Source organism: Bacillus sp. C1 (genome assembly GCF_054570475.1).
Genome location: NZ_JBTMZT010000005.1, coordinates 175704 through 190016, shown reverse-complemented (window position 1 = coordinate 190016; position 14313 = coordinate 175704). Strand labels below are relative to the sequence as shown.

Sequence of the window (14313 nt, the reverse complement as noted above, 5' to 3'; positions counted from 1 at the left end):
GTTCCAAAAATTATAGTGCCTTTCTGTTTCTTCCTCCATCATGAAATCCACCTCTAATACCTTTTATCTCCACCAATTGATCTATCGCTTCTATATGATCACCTATGATTCGTAATACGGCTGGAGGATGTCCTATCGGTGAGAAATGTTGATTGGGACGAATACGATTCATCCCATCTACATCAATGCGGCTTACACACGAAATCTCAAAGCCCGAGAGAATCGCTTTTATTTGTGCGACACATGGGGATAATAAAGAATCATATCCTATGCCATCTAAACACTTACGACTAAATGCATTCGGAACAGCAATAAGAGAACCCACACCTAAATCCTTTCGATTACATGCAAGATTTATTGCATATTTAAATGCTGTTACAAGATGAAGTGGAATTCGTAAATCTAAATAATGATTTAAATCATTTAAGGCAACATCTTTTCCATCTGCTATTGCTTTAGCAAACGGATATAGATCACGTGCTGGGATAATGAAGTCTCCATCTATAAATAGAACAATATCACCCTTGACAAAATATGCACCCATCGAACGACCTACATCATTCCCAAGCGCCTCTTCATACACAATTGTCTTTGCCCCATTTTTTCTAGCAATGCTTGCCGTCTTATCTGAAGATCCATTGACAACAACAATAATCTCTAATGGTTCAATTTTACGAACTTCCTCTATCACCTTACCTATCGTGCTTTCCTCATTTTGTACAGGAATAACAATAGATAACTGTTTTCCTTTATATAATTTCGATTGTACGCCCCATCCCTGATAAAACTTTGCAAACTCTAAAGTATGATAAATGCTCTCTCTTTTTCTTTTCCCATCACAATACCCACCACGTGTATCTCGTATTTCTATCCACCCTGCTATTGCCTCTATATGATCACCAATCATTCTTTGTTCTGCATGAGAAAGATTTGTTCCGTAAGCATCATGCTCGGCAGGACGAAACTTATTTGGGGTAATTACATCTATTTGATGATGACGGCTAATCCTCCATTTGTTCTGCAATAAACGAACATGTGCTACAATCGGATTTTCTAAAGCATCATACCCTATGCTCTGTACTACTTCTCTTGTAAATGCATGAGGAACCGATAAAATGGAATCAATTTTTAAATCTGCTCTCTCCAACATTGCATTCAAGATTTGACGCCATACAGTAATAGAGTGCGGCCTTTGTTTTTTTGAAAATAATGCATCAAAATTATTTAGCACTACATCCGCTTGATCATACAAAATTGGATTGAGAAATAATTGTAATTGAGAAGTTTTGATCACAAAATCCCCATCTAAAAACAATAAAACATCGCCCTTTGCACATTTCGCACCAATGGCACGGCCAACATCATTTCCAAGTGCTTCTTTATATACAAGAACTGTACATCCTAAATTTCCAGCTATTTTATCCGTACCATCTGTACACCCATTCGCTACTACAATAATTTCTAACGGCTGTAAAAGTTGGACAGAATGAATAACATCAGCAATACTATCAATTTCATTACACACCGGAATAATAACAGATAATGATTTAGCCATGATATCCCTCACGAAACCACTCAATCGTCTTCTTCAATCCTTGTTCCCATGACACACTAGGTTGGAATTGCAATACCTCATTTAATTTTGTTACATTTGGTTTTCTATTCGGGATCTCCTCAAAACCATGCGGATATACTTTTTCAAATGGAATATGCACGATTTTTGCAGAAGAATTCGTGAATCTTTGAACATCTTGTGCTACTTCTTGTATGCTTTTTTCATTGTCGGAACCGATATTAATGATTTCTCCATTTACTTTCTCATTCATTGCACAAATTGTTGCTTCTACCGCATCACTTACATACGTAAAACAGCGTGTCTGCTTTCCATCCCCATATACAAGAATATCTTCACCTTGCAATGCCGCACGAACAAATCTTGGAATGACTCCAGCATATGGACCATCCTTTGCTCTTGGACCATAAATATTAAAATAACGAACGATTGTGACAGGGAGCCCTTGTAACGCATACCCTAAACACAGCGTTTCTTCTAATGTTTTACAAAGTGCATAACTCCAGCGTATTTTTGATGTTGCACCATATAGGCGATCACCTTCTTCTGAAAAAGGTGGTTTTCCTTTTCCGTATACTTCAGAAGTAGATGCAAAAATAACTTTCTTTTTTCCTTTTAATGCAGCTTGTAAAATATTACGTGTTCCATCAAAATTTGTTTCAATCAACTCTATGCTTTTTTCCATTGTCGCTTTCACACCTAAAATGGCTGCTAAATGAAATACAACATCATGTTGACCTACCAATTCATCAATTTCACTTTTATCTAAAATACTAATTGGAATAATTGGAATAGACTGCATTAGCTCTAAATGAAATTTATTTTTTCCTTTATAAAAATTATCAACTATTGTTACTTGATGCCCTCTTTTAAGAAGTTCTTCTGCTAAATGAGATCCAATAAATCCTGCTCCACCTGTAATTAAACAACGCTTACTCATAAATTCACCTTCTTTATGATACCTCGTGTGTCTACTACATGAGGTAATCCTTCAAATAACTTCCAATCAATACTAGAATGATCTGTTAAAATTAAAACACAATCAGCTTCTTTTAATACCTTTTCTTCTAATGGAACTGACTGATAGATGATTTCTCCAATTTCTGCAGAGGAAATATGAGGATCATAATATTGCACCTTATATCCCTCTTTCGTTAATAATTGAATAATCGGAAGGGCTGGCGATTCTCTTAAATCATTCACATCTTTCTTATAAGCGATCCCAACAATAAAAACAGTCGCAGGAGACCCTATCACACCTTTCACTTTTTTGACAATTTCTCCTGGCATCTCTTCATTAATAACATGAGCTGCTTCAATCAATTGACTTGATAATCCCAGTTGGCTTATTTTCCATTGAAAATATAACGGATCAACAGGAATACAATGTCCACCAATTCCTGGCCCAGGCCAATATGGTGTGAAACCGAACGGTTTTGTCGCAGCTGCTTCAAGTACTTCACGAAAATCCACTTTCAAATTCCCGCATAATATATCCAGCTCATTCACAAGCGAAATATTAACTAAACGCTGAATATTCTCAAACACTTTGCACATCTCCGCTACCTTTGGAGAACTAACTGGAATTACTGTATCAAATACGTGACTATACAGATTTTGTATTTTTCCTCTACATTTTTTTGTTTGACCACTAATTACTTTTGGAATTGTTTGTACTGTATATTGATCATTCGCTGGATCTATTCGTTCAGGAGAATAGCCAATATAATAATCTACGCCTACCTGTTTACCTGTTTGAGAGATAATAGGAATAATAACTTCTTCTAACGTACCTGGATATGTGGAGCTTTCAAAAATGAAGGTTTGTCCTACTTGAAGGTTTTCTTTTATATAATGTGAGGCTGCGACAAGGGCAGTCAAATCTGGTTCCTTGTTTTCATCCATAGGTGTTGGTACAGTAACAATGACATACGTACTATTTTGAAAATCTTTTATACCGTCATTCGGTGTATGCACTACTAATTGTTTATTTTGTATTAAACTTTTTAACATAATTGAAGGGACGTCCGGAATATAACTTTCCCCTTTTGTAATTGATTTTATTTTTTGTTCATCTTTATCTAATCCGATTACCGTATATCCTCTTTCAGCAAAATGAACTGCCAAAGGAAGACCTACATATCCTAAACCAATGATTGTTACAATGCTACTATCATTCATTTGTATTTTCTTCTTCCTTTCTCAATTGCTGTATAATCTTTCTATTTCTTTCTCCATCGGTAAAACTACCTCGCTCATTTGTATTTTGTAATAAATAAGAAATCGCCTCCAATTGATCACCAAAAATACGATCAAACGCCGGAATGCGACCGTCTACAATTTCATGCTGATCAGGGCGAATGCGGTTGGTTTTTATTACATCTACAAATTGCACCGCTTTAATAGTAAATCCTGCTAAAATGGCCTTCATTTGAGCCAACGGTGGAATGATTAAAGAATCATACCCTATTTCTTCTATTACCTTTTTATGCATAGCATGCGGGATTGCAGTTAATGAGTTATTCCACAAATCCGGACGCTTTGCGACCAAATTCACAAAATATTTCCCCATACTAATTGGGTCAGCTGGTTGAAAAGTATCTAACAAAATTTGCAAATCATTTAGTGCAACATCAGTACCAGCTTCAACAGCTTCTAAAAAAGGGACGAGTTTTTTTGCAGGAATAGCAAAGTCACCATCTACAAATAAACAAATATCAGCCGTAGCATGCATCGCACCAATCGCTCGCGCAACATTATGCCCAAGCGCATTTGGAAATTGAATCACCGTAACATGTTCCAATTCTGCTTGCCTAACCGTTTCCTGATCTGCTCCATTTGCAACAACAATAATTTCATCAACACCGGCTTTTTTTACTTCTTTTATAACTGATCGTATCGTCATTTTTTCTTCTGCGACAGGGATTATTGCACTATATTTTGCTTTCTTATTTTTTAATATCCTAGGTTCACATTTCTTTATAAAATCTCGATCCCGCTTTCCTTCAGAAAAACCTCCACGTGCACCATAAATTTCAATTACATATTGTAATGCCCGTAAATGATCTCCCATAATACGACTTGTAGCTTTTGGAAAAGGAGAACCAGGAGAAGTCCCAGTATGAACGGGACGAACTTTATTTGTATGAATAACATCAACTGAGGCAGTATCAGCAATACAGATTCCTTTCGATACAGCCATCGCTTGAAATAATGCTGGATCCGCTAAATTCCACCAGCCAATTTGTTCTATTACTTCTCGCTTCATCGCATGAGGAATTGCAATTAAAGAACCTATAACTAACTCTTTTCGATTTAAATAACGATTAAGCATATATTTTCCAACTGTTGTATAATGAGGGCGCATCTTTAAATACACAGACCAGTTTAAATTGTTCACGATGATTTGATGTCCCTGTTTAATTCCTTTCACAAAACACTGTAAATCATAATTACTGATTACAATGTCACCATCTAAAAACAACACAATTTCACCAATCGCTTCTCTAGCGCCAATTGCTCGTCCTACATCATTACCTAATGAATGTTTATAATGAATGACATGACATTCATTATCTAATGCAATTTCTTTCGTCCGATCTGTTGACCCATTATCTACAACAATAATTTCATATGGATGCAATTTCTTTACTTCTTCTAAAACTGCTCCCAGCGTTTCAGCTTCATTATGCGTAGGAATAATAACCGATATCCTCATAACCTATCCCCCTTAGCCCCCCAAACGAACATACGCAATAACAGGAATCCGTACAAGTACATCTTCTGGTGGACCATAAGATGGAGACGTACGAACGATTGCTACTCCATCTGTTACTGATAAAAGAATTCCCACTACCACTTCTACAACTGTTACAACTTGCACAAGTTCTCCAACATGTTTACGTAACTCATTGATAAATAACATAAAGAACTCTCCTTTCTTATATCTCATGAATTGAGATAATACTTGTAAATGGTAATAAAACTGTCGTCCCTATACTTTCTTGCAGCGTCAGGAAATCATCTCCTACTTCTACAATCACACCCGTTAACTGACCAACCGTTGTCACTATTTCTACATCTTTTCCTAAGAGTTGTTCAGCGATTTCTTTAAACGGTGAAGTCACACATTCTTTTAAAATCGCACAAATAATAGATTGAAATTTATTTGATTCAACAAATTCTTCCGTAGCTTGCTTAGAGCTTCTCTGAATAAATTCCGAGAATTTTCTTGAAAACAAAATCTTTTCAAAGGCAGGTACTAGCTTGCGATCTAAAAAGTTATCCAATTGCCTATTAAAAACTGCCTCTAGCTTCTTCCAATATCTCGTAAATAGACACATATTCCTTTCCTCCTACTTTATATTAGATTTGATAGATATTACATCTATACATCTTAATGTATACAATTAGGATTTTTCTGTGATAGGTAAATCGTACATTTTATAGAAAATGGTAGTTGTATATACAATCTGTTCGACTGAAAACTCGATTTTTAGGTAGAAAAGAGCATCCGCCCATGCATAGAAGTAATTAAGACTTTTTTAGCTCCATACCAAATGAAAATAAGAATAAAAATGAAAAAAAGCAGATGACTCCTCATCTGCTTTTTTCCATTTTTATTCATTTTTTAAAGTTATAATAGCAGCTACAGCGTAATATACCGCCTTTTGTAATTCCGCATACTCCCCTATCGATACTGTAACAAGTGATCCTCCACTTGCAGATAAATATTGAATCGCTTCTAGTGGAATCCCATCTTCTTTCACATCGATATAAGTACCATCTTGCCACTTTCCTTTTTGTAATGTTCCTGATAAATCCCCTGTGACTTTCCCAATTTCTATTCCTTCAGCTAATAAAAAGTGCCATTCCCATTTTGTTAAGCTCAACAATTGATGTAATTCACCAATTCTCTCTCCCATTATGCTATAAAATATATACGAATTCCGTACACCTCTTTTCTTCCTAATTATCAACACCTTTTCTCCTAATTCATTAAATAAATAAAATTTTTGCCCATACATTCCTTTAAAGAAAAAGGATAAGAAAAACTTCCATACCTTTTGAATATGGGAATCATATTTTTCTTTGAGCATCCCCATTGTATTTCCATCTAGTCCAAAGTATGTAACTGTCGTAAACATACTGGTTTCTCTACGAACGACAAATCTCCGCTGTTCCAACAATAAAGAGCTTTCTTTATCTTTAATAATTTTTTCTATCTTTTTAGCTCTGATTCTTTCTACCAAACTATAAATTAGTAACATACACGCTGGTAATACGATACTTATTAATTTAAGATTATTCTGTTCTGAACGAAAAAGTGTTCCGCTTTGATATTCCAAGACCAATCCAATCATGATAATAATCCATACAATAATAGCTAAAAATAATATTCTCCTTGCATTACGTGCATGGTGCTTATGAATGCTCATAACATCCTCCTTTTCCCATTTTTTTATTATCCCAATAAATATCTCCGTCCTCAACTCATATAAAAAAAGACTATCCCAAAAGATAGTCTCTTACACTTCAATATGCTGCAACATACTATAAATATCATTATTAAGCGTGCCAAATGATTTAATATTGTTTTGAATATTAGATAATAAAACAACATACACATTCCCGCTTCTACTAAACCCATTTAAACAATTCCATCCCGGCATTACGCCGTGATTAGAGTAACTTCCTGGATTAACATACCATCCAAACCCATAATCTTTTTTAAATGGCGTAAACATTTGATCGTAGCTTTCTTTAGATAGTAGCTTCCCAGAAAATAGTGCTTCATTAAATAAATATAAATCATTTGCACTCGTATATATGTCACCATTTCCATATAATTGTGACATGTTTGGAACAGCAGGTACTGTCATATTATTATTTACAATCTTATAGCCCGTAGATGGGTACTTTGTTTTCTCGAGTGCAGTACCAAAGCCTGAATTCTTCATACCTACCACATCAAAAATATGTTGTTTTATATATTCTTCTAATGGCTGTCCGCTAACTTTTTCCACAATATAACCGAGTATTGAGTAATTGGAATCTGAATATTCCCATTTTTCCCCTGGATTGAATAAACGTTTTTGCTGTCCAATTCGTTTTAACAGTTCTTCATGAGAAATATCACCTGTCCCTGCTTCATATTCAGGAATTCCAGATGTGTGTGTCAATAAATGGACTAATTTAACTTCGCTACCTTTAGGAAAATCAGGAATGTATTTTGCTATCAAATCCTCTGTTTGGAGTTTATTTTGCTCTTTTAATTGCATAATTGCTGTCGCTACAAATGCTTTTGAAATCGAACCAATGTAAAATGTTGTTTCAGAATTATTTGGGGTGTTTTTCTCGCGGTTTGCTAGCCCGTATCCTTTATTCAGAAGTATCTTTCCATTTTTCACAACAACGGCTGTTCCGCTAAAATTTTTGCTCTTTAAATACTCATCTAACTTAGCATTCTCATTAATTTCTTGCGGTGGTCCTTCAGCAGGTTGTTCTGCCTTAACTTGCTGCGGCGCTTCTGAGGTCTGTTCTGGTTGTGTTTGTTCTGCTTGTTTTTGTTCCGTTTCTTTCTTTACTGCTGTAGTTGTTTTTAACGTATTCTCTTTTTTATTATGTGAAGTGATTTTTGTGTATCCTAAATATATAAGCGAACACAATACACCGAAAATAACGATTCTTTTTATATATGTAACTGGTCTACGACGAACTTTCCTACTTCCGCTATCTTTTTCTTCTTTCATGGTTATTTTCCCCTTATTCACCAATAATTAAGTCATAAAAAATTGCTTCTAGTTTCTTCTAACTAATGGAAATTTTCTTTACATCCCCCTTACTTTATCATGTGAAGAATGTATTACCAACCAATATGTATCAAAAAGAAAAAGAAGATTGCCAAAGGTAAGATTCCCATAAAAAAAGAGGATGTTCCCAAAAAGATTACTTTTACGAATCTTTTTGGGCATCCTCTTTCACAATCATTTATACATGTTTTTTCATATCATCAGCTACAGATTCAACGTTTGTACCTACGATAACCTGTACACTTGTGTTACTTAATTTCATAACACCTTTTGCTCCAGCACGTTTTAACGCTGGCTCATTTACTAAGTTTGCATCTTTTACTTGTAAGCGTAAGCGAGTTGCACAGTTATCAATAACTGTTAAGTTGTCTTTTCCGCCTAATGCTGTAACATAAGTTTCACCAATAGAACCTGCAACTGGTGCATCGCCTTCTTCTACTAACTCATCATCATCTTCACGACCTGGAGTTTTTAAGTTGAACTTCTTAATTAAGAAGTAGAATACTACAAAGTAAATAACCGCATAAATTAAACCAACTACCGCTAATAATAACGGCTTTGTTGCAATACCAAAATTTAATCCATAATCAATTGCACCAGCACTAAATGTGAAACCATCATGAATACCAAGTGTTGTTGTAACAAATAAAGAAATACCTGTTAATACAGCATGGATACCGTATAATACTGGTGATAAGAACATGAATGAGAATTCAATTGGTTCTGTAATACCAGTTAAGAATGAAGTTAATGCAAGTCCACCTAACATACCTGTAACCATTTTACGTTTTTCCGGTTTCGCAGCTGCGATCATTGCAAAACATGCTGCTGGTAAACCGAACATCATAACTGGGAAGAAACCAGTCATAAACATACCTGCTGATTTATCCCCTGCAAGGAAGCGAGCAATATCACCATTTACAACATTCCCCGCTGCATTTGTAAAGTCACCAAATACGAACCAGAAATATGTGTTCATTACATGATGTAATCCAATTGGAATTAATAACCGGTTTAAGAATCCAAATAGACCTGCACCAGTTGCTCCTAAGTTAACAATGCCATGAGCCAATGCATCAATACCACTCTGAATTGTTGGCCAAATTTGTGCAAATACAATTCCTAATATTAACATCACAACAGATGTAATAATTGGAACGAAACGTTTTCCAGCAAAGAATCCTAACCATTCTGGAAGTTTAATTTTATGGAATTTATTATATAGTAATCCTGCAATAATCCCTACAATAATACCGCCTAATACTTTCATATCAACTTTTGTCGATAACTCGGCAGCCTTCGATACTTGTGTCATTGTATCTGCAAGCTTAGATGGATCTACGTTTGCACTATTACCTACTAAATCTTGAACTTTTCCTAATTTATCTTGTAATTCTGCAGTAGAATACCCTTTACTAAGTGCATCAATACTATTTTTCATAACAAGATAACCAATCGCACCAGCAAGACCTGCGGCACCACTACCATCAACAGATAGACCGATTGCAATACCAATTGCAAAAATAAGTGCTAAGTTATCAAAAATCGCTGCACCGGCCTGTGCCATAACAGGAATATCAAATACGTCTGGTTGACCTAAACGAAGCAATAGTCCTGCCGCTGGTAGAACTGCGATTGGAAGCATCAACGCTTTACCAATACGTTGTAAAAACTGCAACATTGTAACTCCTCCTATTCAATTTATGAAATCGTTATCATTATAAATTTGATTTAGAAAACGCTTTCTATCACATAACCATAATAACATATAGTTGTATAGATGTGTAGCTTTTATTTTTGAACTTTTCATGGAAATTCCCCCCATAAAAAATCTGTTATATAAAAGGAAACTTCTCTTTTTTTAGCCCTACAATATGTATACGAAAAAACTTATTATAGCATACAGAACTTTCATTTTATCATTCCTCTTTTTCATGTTATTATTTATTTCCGGTTCTACATGGGAACAGTAAAATTAGTTAATAAGAAATAGGAGCGTTGGTACTATGCAGTGTGTTGAAACAAACAATTTACAACAGTTATTAGAACAAGTAAAACCATATACGAAAAAAGGGAGACTTGCTACTTATATCCCTGAACTAGGCAATGCAAATCCAGATGACTTAGGAATTGCTATCTATCATAAAGAGACCAAGTATGTTCATGCTGGTAACGCACAAACCCTCTTTACTCTTCAAAGTATTTCAAAAGTCATTACCCTTGCTCTTGCCCTTTTAGATCGTGGTGAAGAGTATGTATTCTCTAAAGTTGGAATGGAGCCAACTGGTGACCCGTTTAATTCTATTATTAAACTAGAAACAACAAGCCCCTCGAAACCCCTTAATCCGATGATTAATGCAGGTGCATTAGCTATTACAAGCATGCTATTAGGGAATACGAATGAAGAAAAGATGGAACGCATCCTTCGCTTTGTGCGTGATATAACGGACAATCCTACAATTCATTACTCTTCCAAAGTGGCCAGCTCGGAATTAGAGACAGCTTACTTAAATCGTTCACTTTGCTACTATATGAAGCAAAACGGCATCATTGATAATGACATTGAAGCACTTATGGATTTATACACACGTCAATGCGCAATTGAGGTGAACTGCATTGATTTGGCACGCATCGGTTTAATTTTTGCAATGGATGGCTATGATCCATATAAGAAAAAACAAATCATTCCTAAGCATATAACAAAAATTTGTAAAACATTTATGGTAACTTGCGGCATGTACAACGAATCTGGAGAATTTGCAATTCGTGTTGGGATTCCTGCAAAAAGTGGTGTTGCTGGCGGCATTTTCGGGTGCGTAAAAGGAGAGATGGGAATCGGAATTTTTGGACCAGCTCTTGACGCAAATGGAAATAGTATTGCTGGCTTTAAAATATTAGAACTTCTTTCTGCTCAAGAAGGATGGAGCATTTTTTAATTATTACATATTAAAAGGACTGAAAAAACTTGTATACATTTTTTTATTTAACGATTATTGGAATATTACTCATCTTCATTGGTTATCTCACCTATAACAAACTGCATTTGCATAAAGTAAAAACATATATTATATCTTTATTTTTTCTTGTATTTCTCTGTATCGCCTCCCTTTTTCTCATAATAATGCTCGCGATTCTCTTATCGATTTTTGTTAACTCAAACTTCGGAAAAATCGAGGTTGATTCTATTGTATATCTATCTTTTATGGCTATTTTATTAACAGCTATTGCATTATTCTATTTCATTCACTTATTCGGTCGTTTCGTAGACTTATCAACCGACCTATTGGAAGTTGCTGAATATTTCATTCAATGGACAACTATTTATTTAACACTTTATCAATTATTTTTTGGTGTCTTAATTAATGGAGAAAGTTCCTTGAAAAATATTTTTTCTAATTTTGACAATCCCGATTACGTTGTATTTTCATTACTCATTTCCCTATTGTCAGTGTGGATTGCAGTCGTCATGCATAAAATACGGATTACAAATTCTCACAAATAAAATAAATTTGAAAGCTCCCGGGCTTTCATTCCCCACACCTATATGACTCGTTCCTTTCCACATCTTGAAGTGGAAGTCGTGCGAGATAAAAAGTTATCCTAGTTTATTTAGACAGGATAACTTTTTTATTATGCATATTCATCCCCCCTTCTTGAATAATATAGTACAACCTAACGCTATACGGTGGAGGTGGAAAGGATATGAAACTTATTTTTCAAATGGCCGAGAAACCTGTTCTCGAGAAAACTATTCTTCTTTTTATACTTAGTATTGTGGAAAGCTTAAAACTAAAAGTTGTTTCACCCGACGAAGCTTATCGATACATATTCAACCTAGAAGTATTAGAATTATTAATGGACCGAAATATTGATGATCAAGTGTTAGAACTTATTCATTTTGGAATGGGACTTGAAGATATTCTCCATGTACTCCCCGAAGAATTCGAACACAGTATTGAGGAATTAAAATGGCGTTGCATTCAAGTTTTAAGTGAGTATAGCATGTATGAAGAATCACAACAATTAATTGACGATATACGCTAAAAAAGCACCTACATAGGTGCTTTAATGCTTCTTCAAACTATTTTTATACGTTTCAATATTAACAGGCAATTCTTCCTCTTCTAACGTGTGCTCATTTACATCTTTGTGAATATGAGCACCTTTAGGCGGCTGATGATCATGCCCTTTTTTCTTATGATCAAATGCTTTACCACGCCCCATACTCATCCCCCTTTCTTTAAAAGAAATCATTATTAGTATGAATAAACATGTGTCGATATATGCAGTATCTTGTTATATTTCCGTGGAAATACTCAAATATTGCTGTTCAATCTAAGTTCACATCAATTGCTCAATTCCGATAAGAATTAACAACATACCAGCAATACATGTTGCCCATTTCCCTAAGTATTCCGCCAAAAATCTTTTCCCCATATAGGAAAAAACACTAATACAAATGAAACTAAATCCGCCAGAGACAATTGCTGTCCACCACAGATTCAAATTCGTTACTCCTGCATCAAATCCCCCTGCAATATTATTAATTGATAGTGCAACACCTAAAACATTCGCTTCAGAAAAGCCGATTGTTTTAGACTTATCAAAATCAGCACTTTCTGGATCACGTAATATCCCTATAAACGTATTCCCACTTTTTTTAGAGCTATTACCTTGTTTACTTAATAATGGCTGACATAAAACAAATACACCTATTACACTAAGGACAAGTGCTCCTATTACATTTGCCATAAAATCTGAAATAAACAATGAAATCCAGTTCCCCAAAAATCCAGCTAATAGTGTGAAAAAAAAACCAAAAAACGCGATAATAAAATTATTGAACCAAGAAATTCGAATCTTGCGAATGCCATATGCAATTCCTACACCTGCATTATCTAAATTAGAGGCAATTCCAATTAGAAAAATAGGGAATAAACTAGCTGTACTCATCATCATTCATCCTTTCTGTTCACTTTTCATTGCATATTATGCAAATGTTGAGCAACTGTGCCTGTCAGCTTCATATACATGTAATAAAAAGCTCTACATTTTCTCAACACTTTAGAAACAAAAAGGAGTGCCCAAACTATGTCCAGCCAAAATGCAAACGATAAACTTGGTGCATTATTAAAAAAATTATTAAAAGAACGCGCTCTTTCGATGCGTCAATTAGGAATACTTACAGACATTGATCCGTCAACGATTTCACGAATTATAAATGGAAAACAACAAGCAAAACAAAAACACCTCCAAAAATTTGCAGAATGTTTAGAGGTTCCGCAGCAACTGTTATTTAATGCATTATATACAGATTCCTTTTATGAAAAAGAAGAAAAAAAAGATATGTACATATCACTTGATACGATTCAACAAACATTACAATCCTCTAACTTATTTGATTACGAATACACAACAAGTCGTGTGAAACAAGAACTTGAAAACTATGAACGTTATGCACAAACAACAGAGGGCCAAAAACGTATTCATGAGAGTTTCCGAACAAAACTGGAACAAATTGATAGCACAGGTCCCTTTATTGAACAATTACAAAATATGTATCACCAATTTTGTAAAGAATCCACTCCTCTCAAAGAGCGCGCTATCATCGGAAGTGCTCTACTGTATTTTGTTTTATCAACAGATATTATTCCCGATTATATATTTCCAATCGGATATTTAGATGATGCAATTGCAGTGGAGTTAGCAATTAAGAAATTAGCTGAACTAAAGAAGAACACTTAGAGGGCTTTATTAAAATCAAAAGGACTATTCCAAAATTTTTAGTTTCACTCGTACTTGAAATAGTTCTTTCCTAAAAAAAATCGTACAAACATTAAAAGTTTGTACGATTTTACGGCAGGTACTTTTCATATTACTGAACGCACCTCATTTTGTATAACCCGATTACTCAGCTATATAAAAAGC

At 34.8% G+C, this 14313-nt stretch carries 15 protein-coding genes; 4 read left to right on the top strand and 11 right to left on the bottom strand.

The annotated features are described in order from the left end of the window. Nucleotides 1-10: 10 nt before the first annotated feature. From ACX5JI_RS16975 to nagE, 9 genes are all read right to left on the bottom strand, one after another. A complete protein-coding gene (locus tag ACX5JI_RS16975; protein WP_459502207.1) occupies nucleotides 11-1555 on the bottom strand; it encodes a glycosyltransferase family 2 protein in 1545 nt (514 codons plus the stop codon). After that, complete coding sequence (locus tag ACX5JI_RS16970) at nucleotides 1548-2513, bottom strand: UDP-N-acetyl-alpha-D-glucosaminuronate decarboxylase (protein ID WP_459502206.1); 966 nt, start codon at nucleotides 2511-2513, stop codon at nucleotides 1548-1550. The genes ACX5JI_RS16975 and ACX5JI_RS16970 overlap by 8 nt, the downstream gene beginning before the upstream one ends. Then, a complete protein-coding gene (locus tag ACX5JI_RS16965) occupies nucleotides 2510-3754 on the bottom strand; it encodes a nucleotide sugar dehydrogenase (protein WP_459502205.1) in 1245 nt (414 codons plus the stop codon). Before ACX5JI_RS16965 ends, ACX5JI_RS16970 begins: the two co-directional genes overlap by 4 nt. Then, complete coding sequence (locus ACX5JI_RS16960) at nucleotides 3747-5291, bottom strand: glycosyltransferase family 2 protein (protein WP_459502203.1); 1545 nt, start codon at nucleotides 5289-5291, stop codon at nucleotides 3747-3749. The genes ACX5JI_RS16965 and ACX5JI_RS16960 overlap by 8 nt, the downstream gene beginning before the upstream one ends. 12 nt (nucleotides 5292-5303) lie before the next feature. Then, complete coding sequence (locus tag ACX5JI_RS16955; RefSeq protein ID WP_459502202.1) at nucleotides 5304-5498, bottom strand: hypothetical protein; 195 nt, start codon at nucleotides 5496-5498, stop codon at nucleotides 5304-5306. A gap of 16 nt (nucleotides 5499-5514) precedes the next feature. Beyond that, nucleotides 5515-5916 carry an LSm family protein gene (locus ACX5JI_RS16950; protein ID WP_459502201.1) on the bottom strand — a complete coding sequence of 134 codons (402 nt, stop codon included), beginning with the start codon at nucleotides 5914-5916 and terminating at the stop codon, nucleotides 5515-5517. A gap of 276 nt (nucleotides 5917-6192) precedes the next feature. Next, complete coding sequence (locus tag ACX5JI_RS16945) at nucleotides 6193-7011, bottom strand: sugar ABC transporter ATP-binding protein (RefSeq protein WP_459502200.1); 819 nt, start codon at nucleotides 7009-7011, stop codon at nucleotides 6193-6195. A 90-nt stretch (nucleotides 7012-7101) separates the two neighbouring features. After that, nucleotides 7102-8325 (bottom strand): serine hydrolase domain-containing protein, encoded by a 1224-nt coding sequence (locus tag ACX5JI_RS16940; RefSeq protein WP_459502199.1) that lies wholly within the window; start codon nucleotides 8323-8325, stop codon nucleotides 7102-7104. Between the two features lie 238 nt (nucleotides 8326-8563). Next, nucleotides 8564-10066, bottom strand: coding sequence for an N-acetylglucosamine-specific PTS transporter subunit IIBC (gene nagE / locus ACX5JI_RS16935; protein ID WP_459502198.1), 1503 nt, complete (start codon nucleotides 10064-10066; stop codon nucleotides 8564-8566). Between the two features lie 325 nt (nucleotides 10067-10391). Between nagE and glsA the strand changes: the two genes are divergently transcribed. The 3 genes from glsA to ACX5JI_RS16920 all read left to right on the top strand — a co-directional run bounded on the left by glsA (nucleotide 10392) and on the right by ACX5JI_RS16920 (nucleotide 12429). Continuing rightward, entirely contained in the window at nucleotides 10392-11321 is a 930-nt protein-coding gene (gene glsA / locus ACX5JI_RS16930) for a glutaminase A (RefSeq protein WP_459502197.1), read from the top strand. A 29-nt stretch (nucleotides 11322-11350) separates the two neighbouring features. Next, nucleotides 11351-11887 carry an SA1002 family membrane protein gene (locus ACX5JI_RS16925; RefSeq protein ID WP_459502196.1) on the top strand — a complete coding sequence of 179 codons (537 nt, stop codon included), beginning with the start codon at nucleotides 11351-11353 and terminating at the stop codon, nucleotides 11885-11887. A 200-nt stretch (nucleotides 11888-12087) separates the two neighbouring features. Next, nucleotides 12088-12429: a DUF3969 family protein gene (locus tag ACX5JI_RS16920; protein ID WP_459502195.1), complete on the top strand. Its 342-nt coding sequence runs from the start codon at nucleotides 12088-12090 to the stop codon at nucleotides 12427-12429. Between the two features lie 21 nt (nucleotides 12430-12450). Here ACX5JI_RS16920 and ACX5JI_RS16915 read toward each other — a convergent pair whose 3' ends face one another. Together ACX5JI_RS16915 and ACX5JI_RS16910 are read right to left on the bottom strand one after the other, a co-directional pair. Further along, nucleotides 12451-12609, bottom strand: coding sequence for a hypothetical protein (locus tag ACX5JI_RS16915; protein ID WP_080743487.1), 159 nt, complete (start codon nucleotides 12607-12609; stop codon nucleotides 12451-12453). Nucleotides 12610-12726: 117 nt separating this feature from the next. Continuing rightward, nucleotides 12727-13338, bottom strand: a complete 612-nt coding sequence (locus ACX5JI_RS16910) for a manganese efflux pump (protein WP_459502194.1) — start codon at nucleotides 13336-13338, stop codon at nucleotides 12727-12729. A 138-nt stretch (nucleotides 13339-13476) separates the two neighbouring features. Here ACX5JI_RS16910 and ACX5JI_RS16905 point away from each other — a divergent pair, with 138 nt between their 5' ends. After that, nucleotides 13477-14130, top strand: coding sequence for a DUF1232 domain-containing protein (locus ACX5JI_RS16905; protein ID WP_459502193.1), 654 nt, complete (start codon nucleotides 13477-13479; stop codon nucleotides 14128-14130). Nucleotides 14131-14313 lie beyond the last annotated feature (183 nt).

What these genes read in the sequence shown, in the direction of transcription:
- ACX5JI_RS16975 (WP_459502207.1), bottom strand. Translation starts at nt 1,555, where the DNA reads ATGGCTAAATCATTATCTGTTATTATTCCGGTGTGTAATGAAATTGAT.
- ACX5JI_RS16970 (WP_459502206.1), bottom strand. Translation starts at nt 2,513, where the DNA reads ATGAGTAAGCGTTGTTTAATTACAGGTGGAGCAGGATTTATTGGATCT.
- ACX5JI_RS16965 (WP_459502205.1), bottom strand. Translation starts at nt 3,754, where the DNA reads ATGAATGATAGTAGCATTGTAACAATCATTGGTTTAGGATATGTAGGT.
- ACX5JI_RS16960 (WP_459502203.1), bottom strand. Translation starts at nt 5,291, where the DNA reads ATGAGGATATCGGTTATTATTCCTACGCATAATGAAGCTGAAACGCTG.
- ACX5JI_RS16955 (WP_459502202.1), bottom strand. Translation starts at nt 5,498, where the DNA reads ATGTTATTTATCAATGAGTTACGTAAACATGTTGGAGAACTTGTGCAA.
- ACX5JI_RS16950 (WP_459502201.1), bottom strand. Translation starts at nt 5,916, where the DNA reads ATGTGTCTATTTACGAGATATTGGAAGAAGCTAGAGGCAGTTTTTAAT.
- ACX5JI_RS16945 (WP_459502200.1), bottom strand. Translation starts at nt 7,011, where the DNA reads ATGAGCATTCATAAGCACCATGCACGTAATGCAAGGAGAATATTATTT.
- ACX5JI_RS16940 (WP_459502199.1), bottom strand. Translation starts at nt 8,325, where the DNA reads ATGAAAGAAGAAAAAGATAGCGGAAGTAGGAAAGTTCGTCGTAGACCA.
- nagE (WP_459502198.1), bottom strand. Translation starts at nt 10,066, where the DNA reads ATGTTGCAGTTTTTACAACGTATTGGTAAAGCGTTGATGCTTCCAATC.
- glsA (WP_459502197.1), top strand. Translation starts at nt 10,392, where the DNA reads ATGCAGTGTGTTGAAACAAACAATTTACAACAGTTATTAGAACAAGTA.
- ACX5JI_RS16920 (WP_459502195.1), top strand. Translation starts at nt 12,088, where the DNA reads ATGAAACTTATTTTTCAAATGGCCGAGAAACCTGTTCTCGAGAAAACT.
- ACX5JI_RS16915 (WP_080743487.1), bottom strand. Translation starts at nt 12,609, where the DNA reads ATGGGGCGTGGTAAAGCATTTGATCATAAGAAAAAAGGGCATGATCAT.
- ACX5JI_RS16910 (WP_459502194.1), bottom strand. Translation starts at nt 13,338, where the DNA reads ATGAGTACAGCTAGTTTATTCCCTATTTTTCTAATTGGAATTGCCTCT.
- ACX5JI_RS16905 (WP_459502193.1), top strand. Translation starts at nt 13,477, where the DNA reads ATGTCCAGCCAAAATGCAAACGATAAACTTGGTGCATTATTAAAAAAA.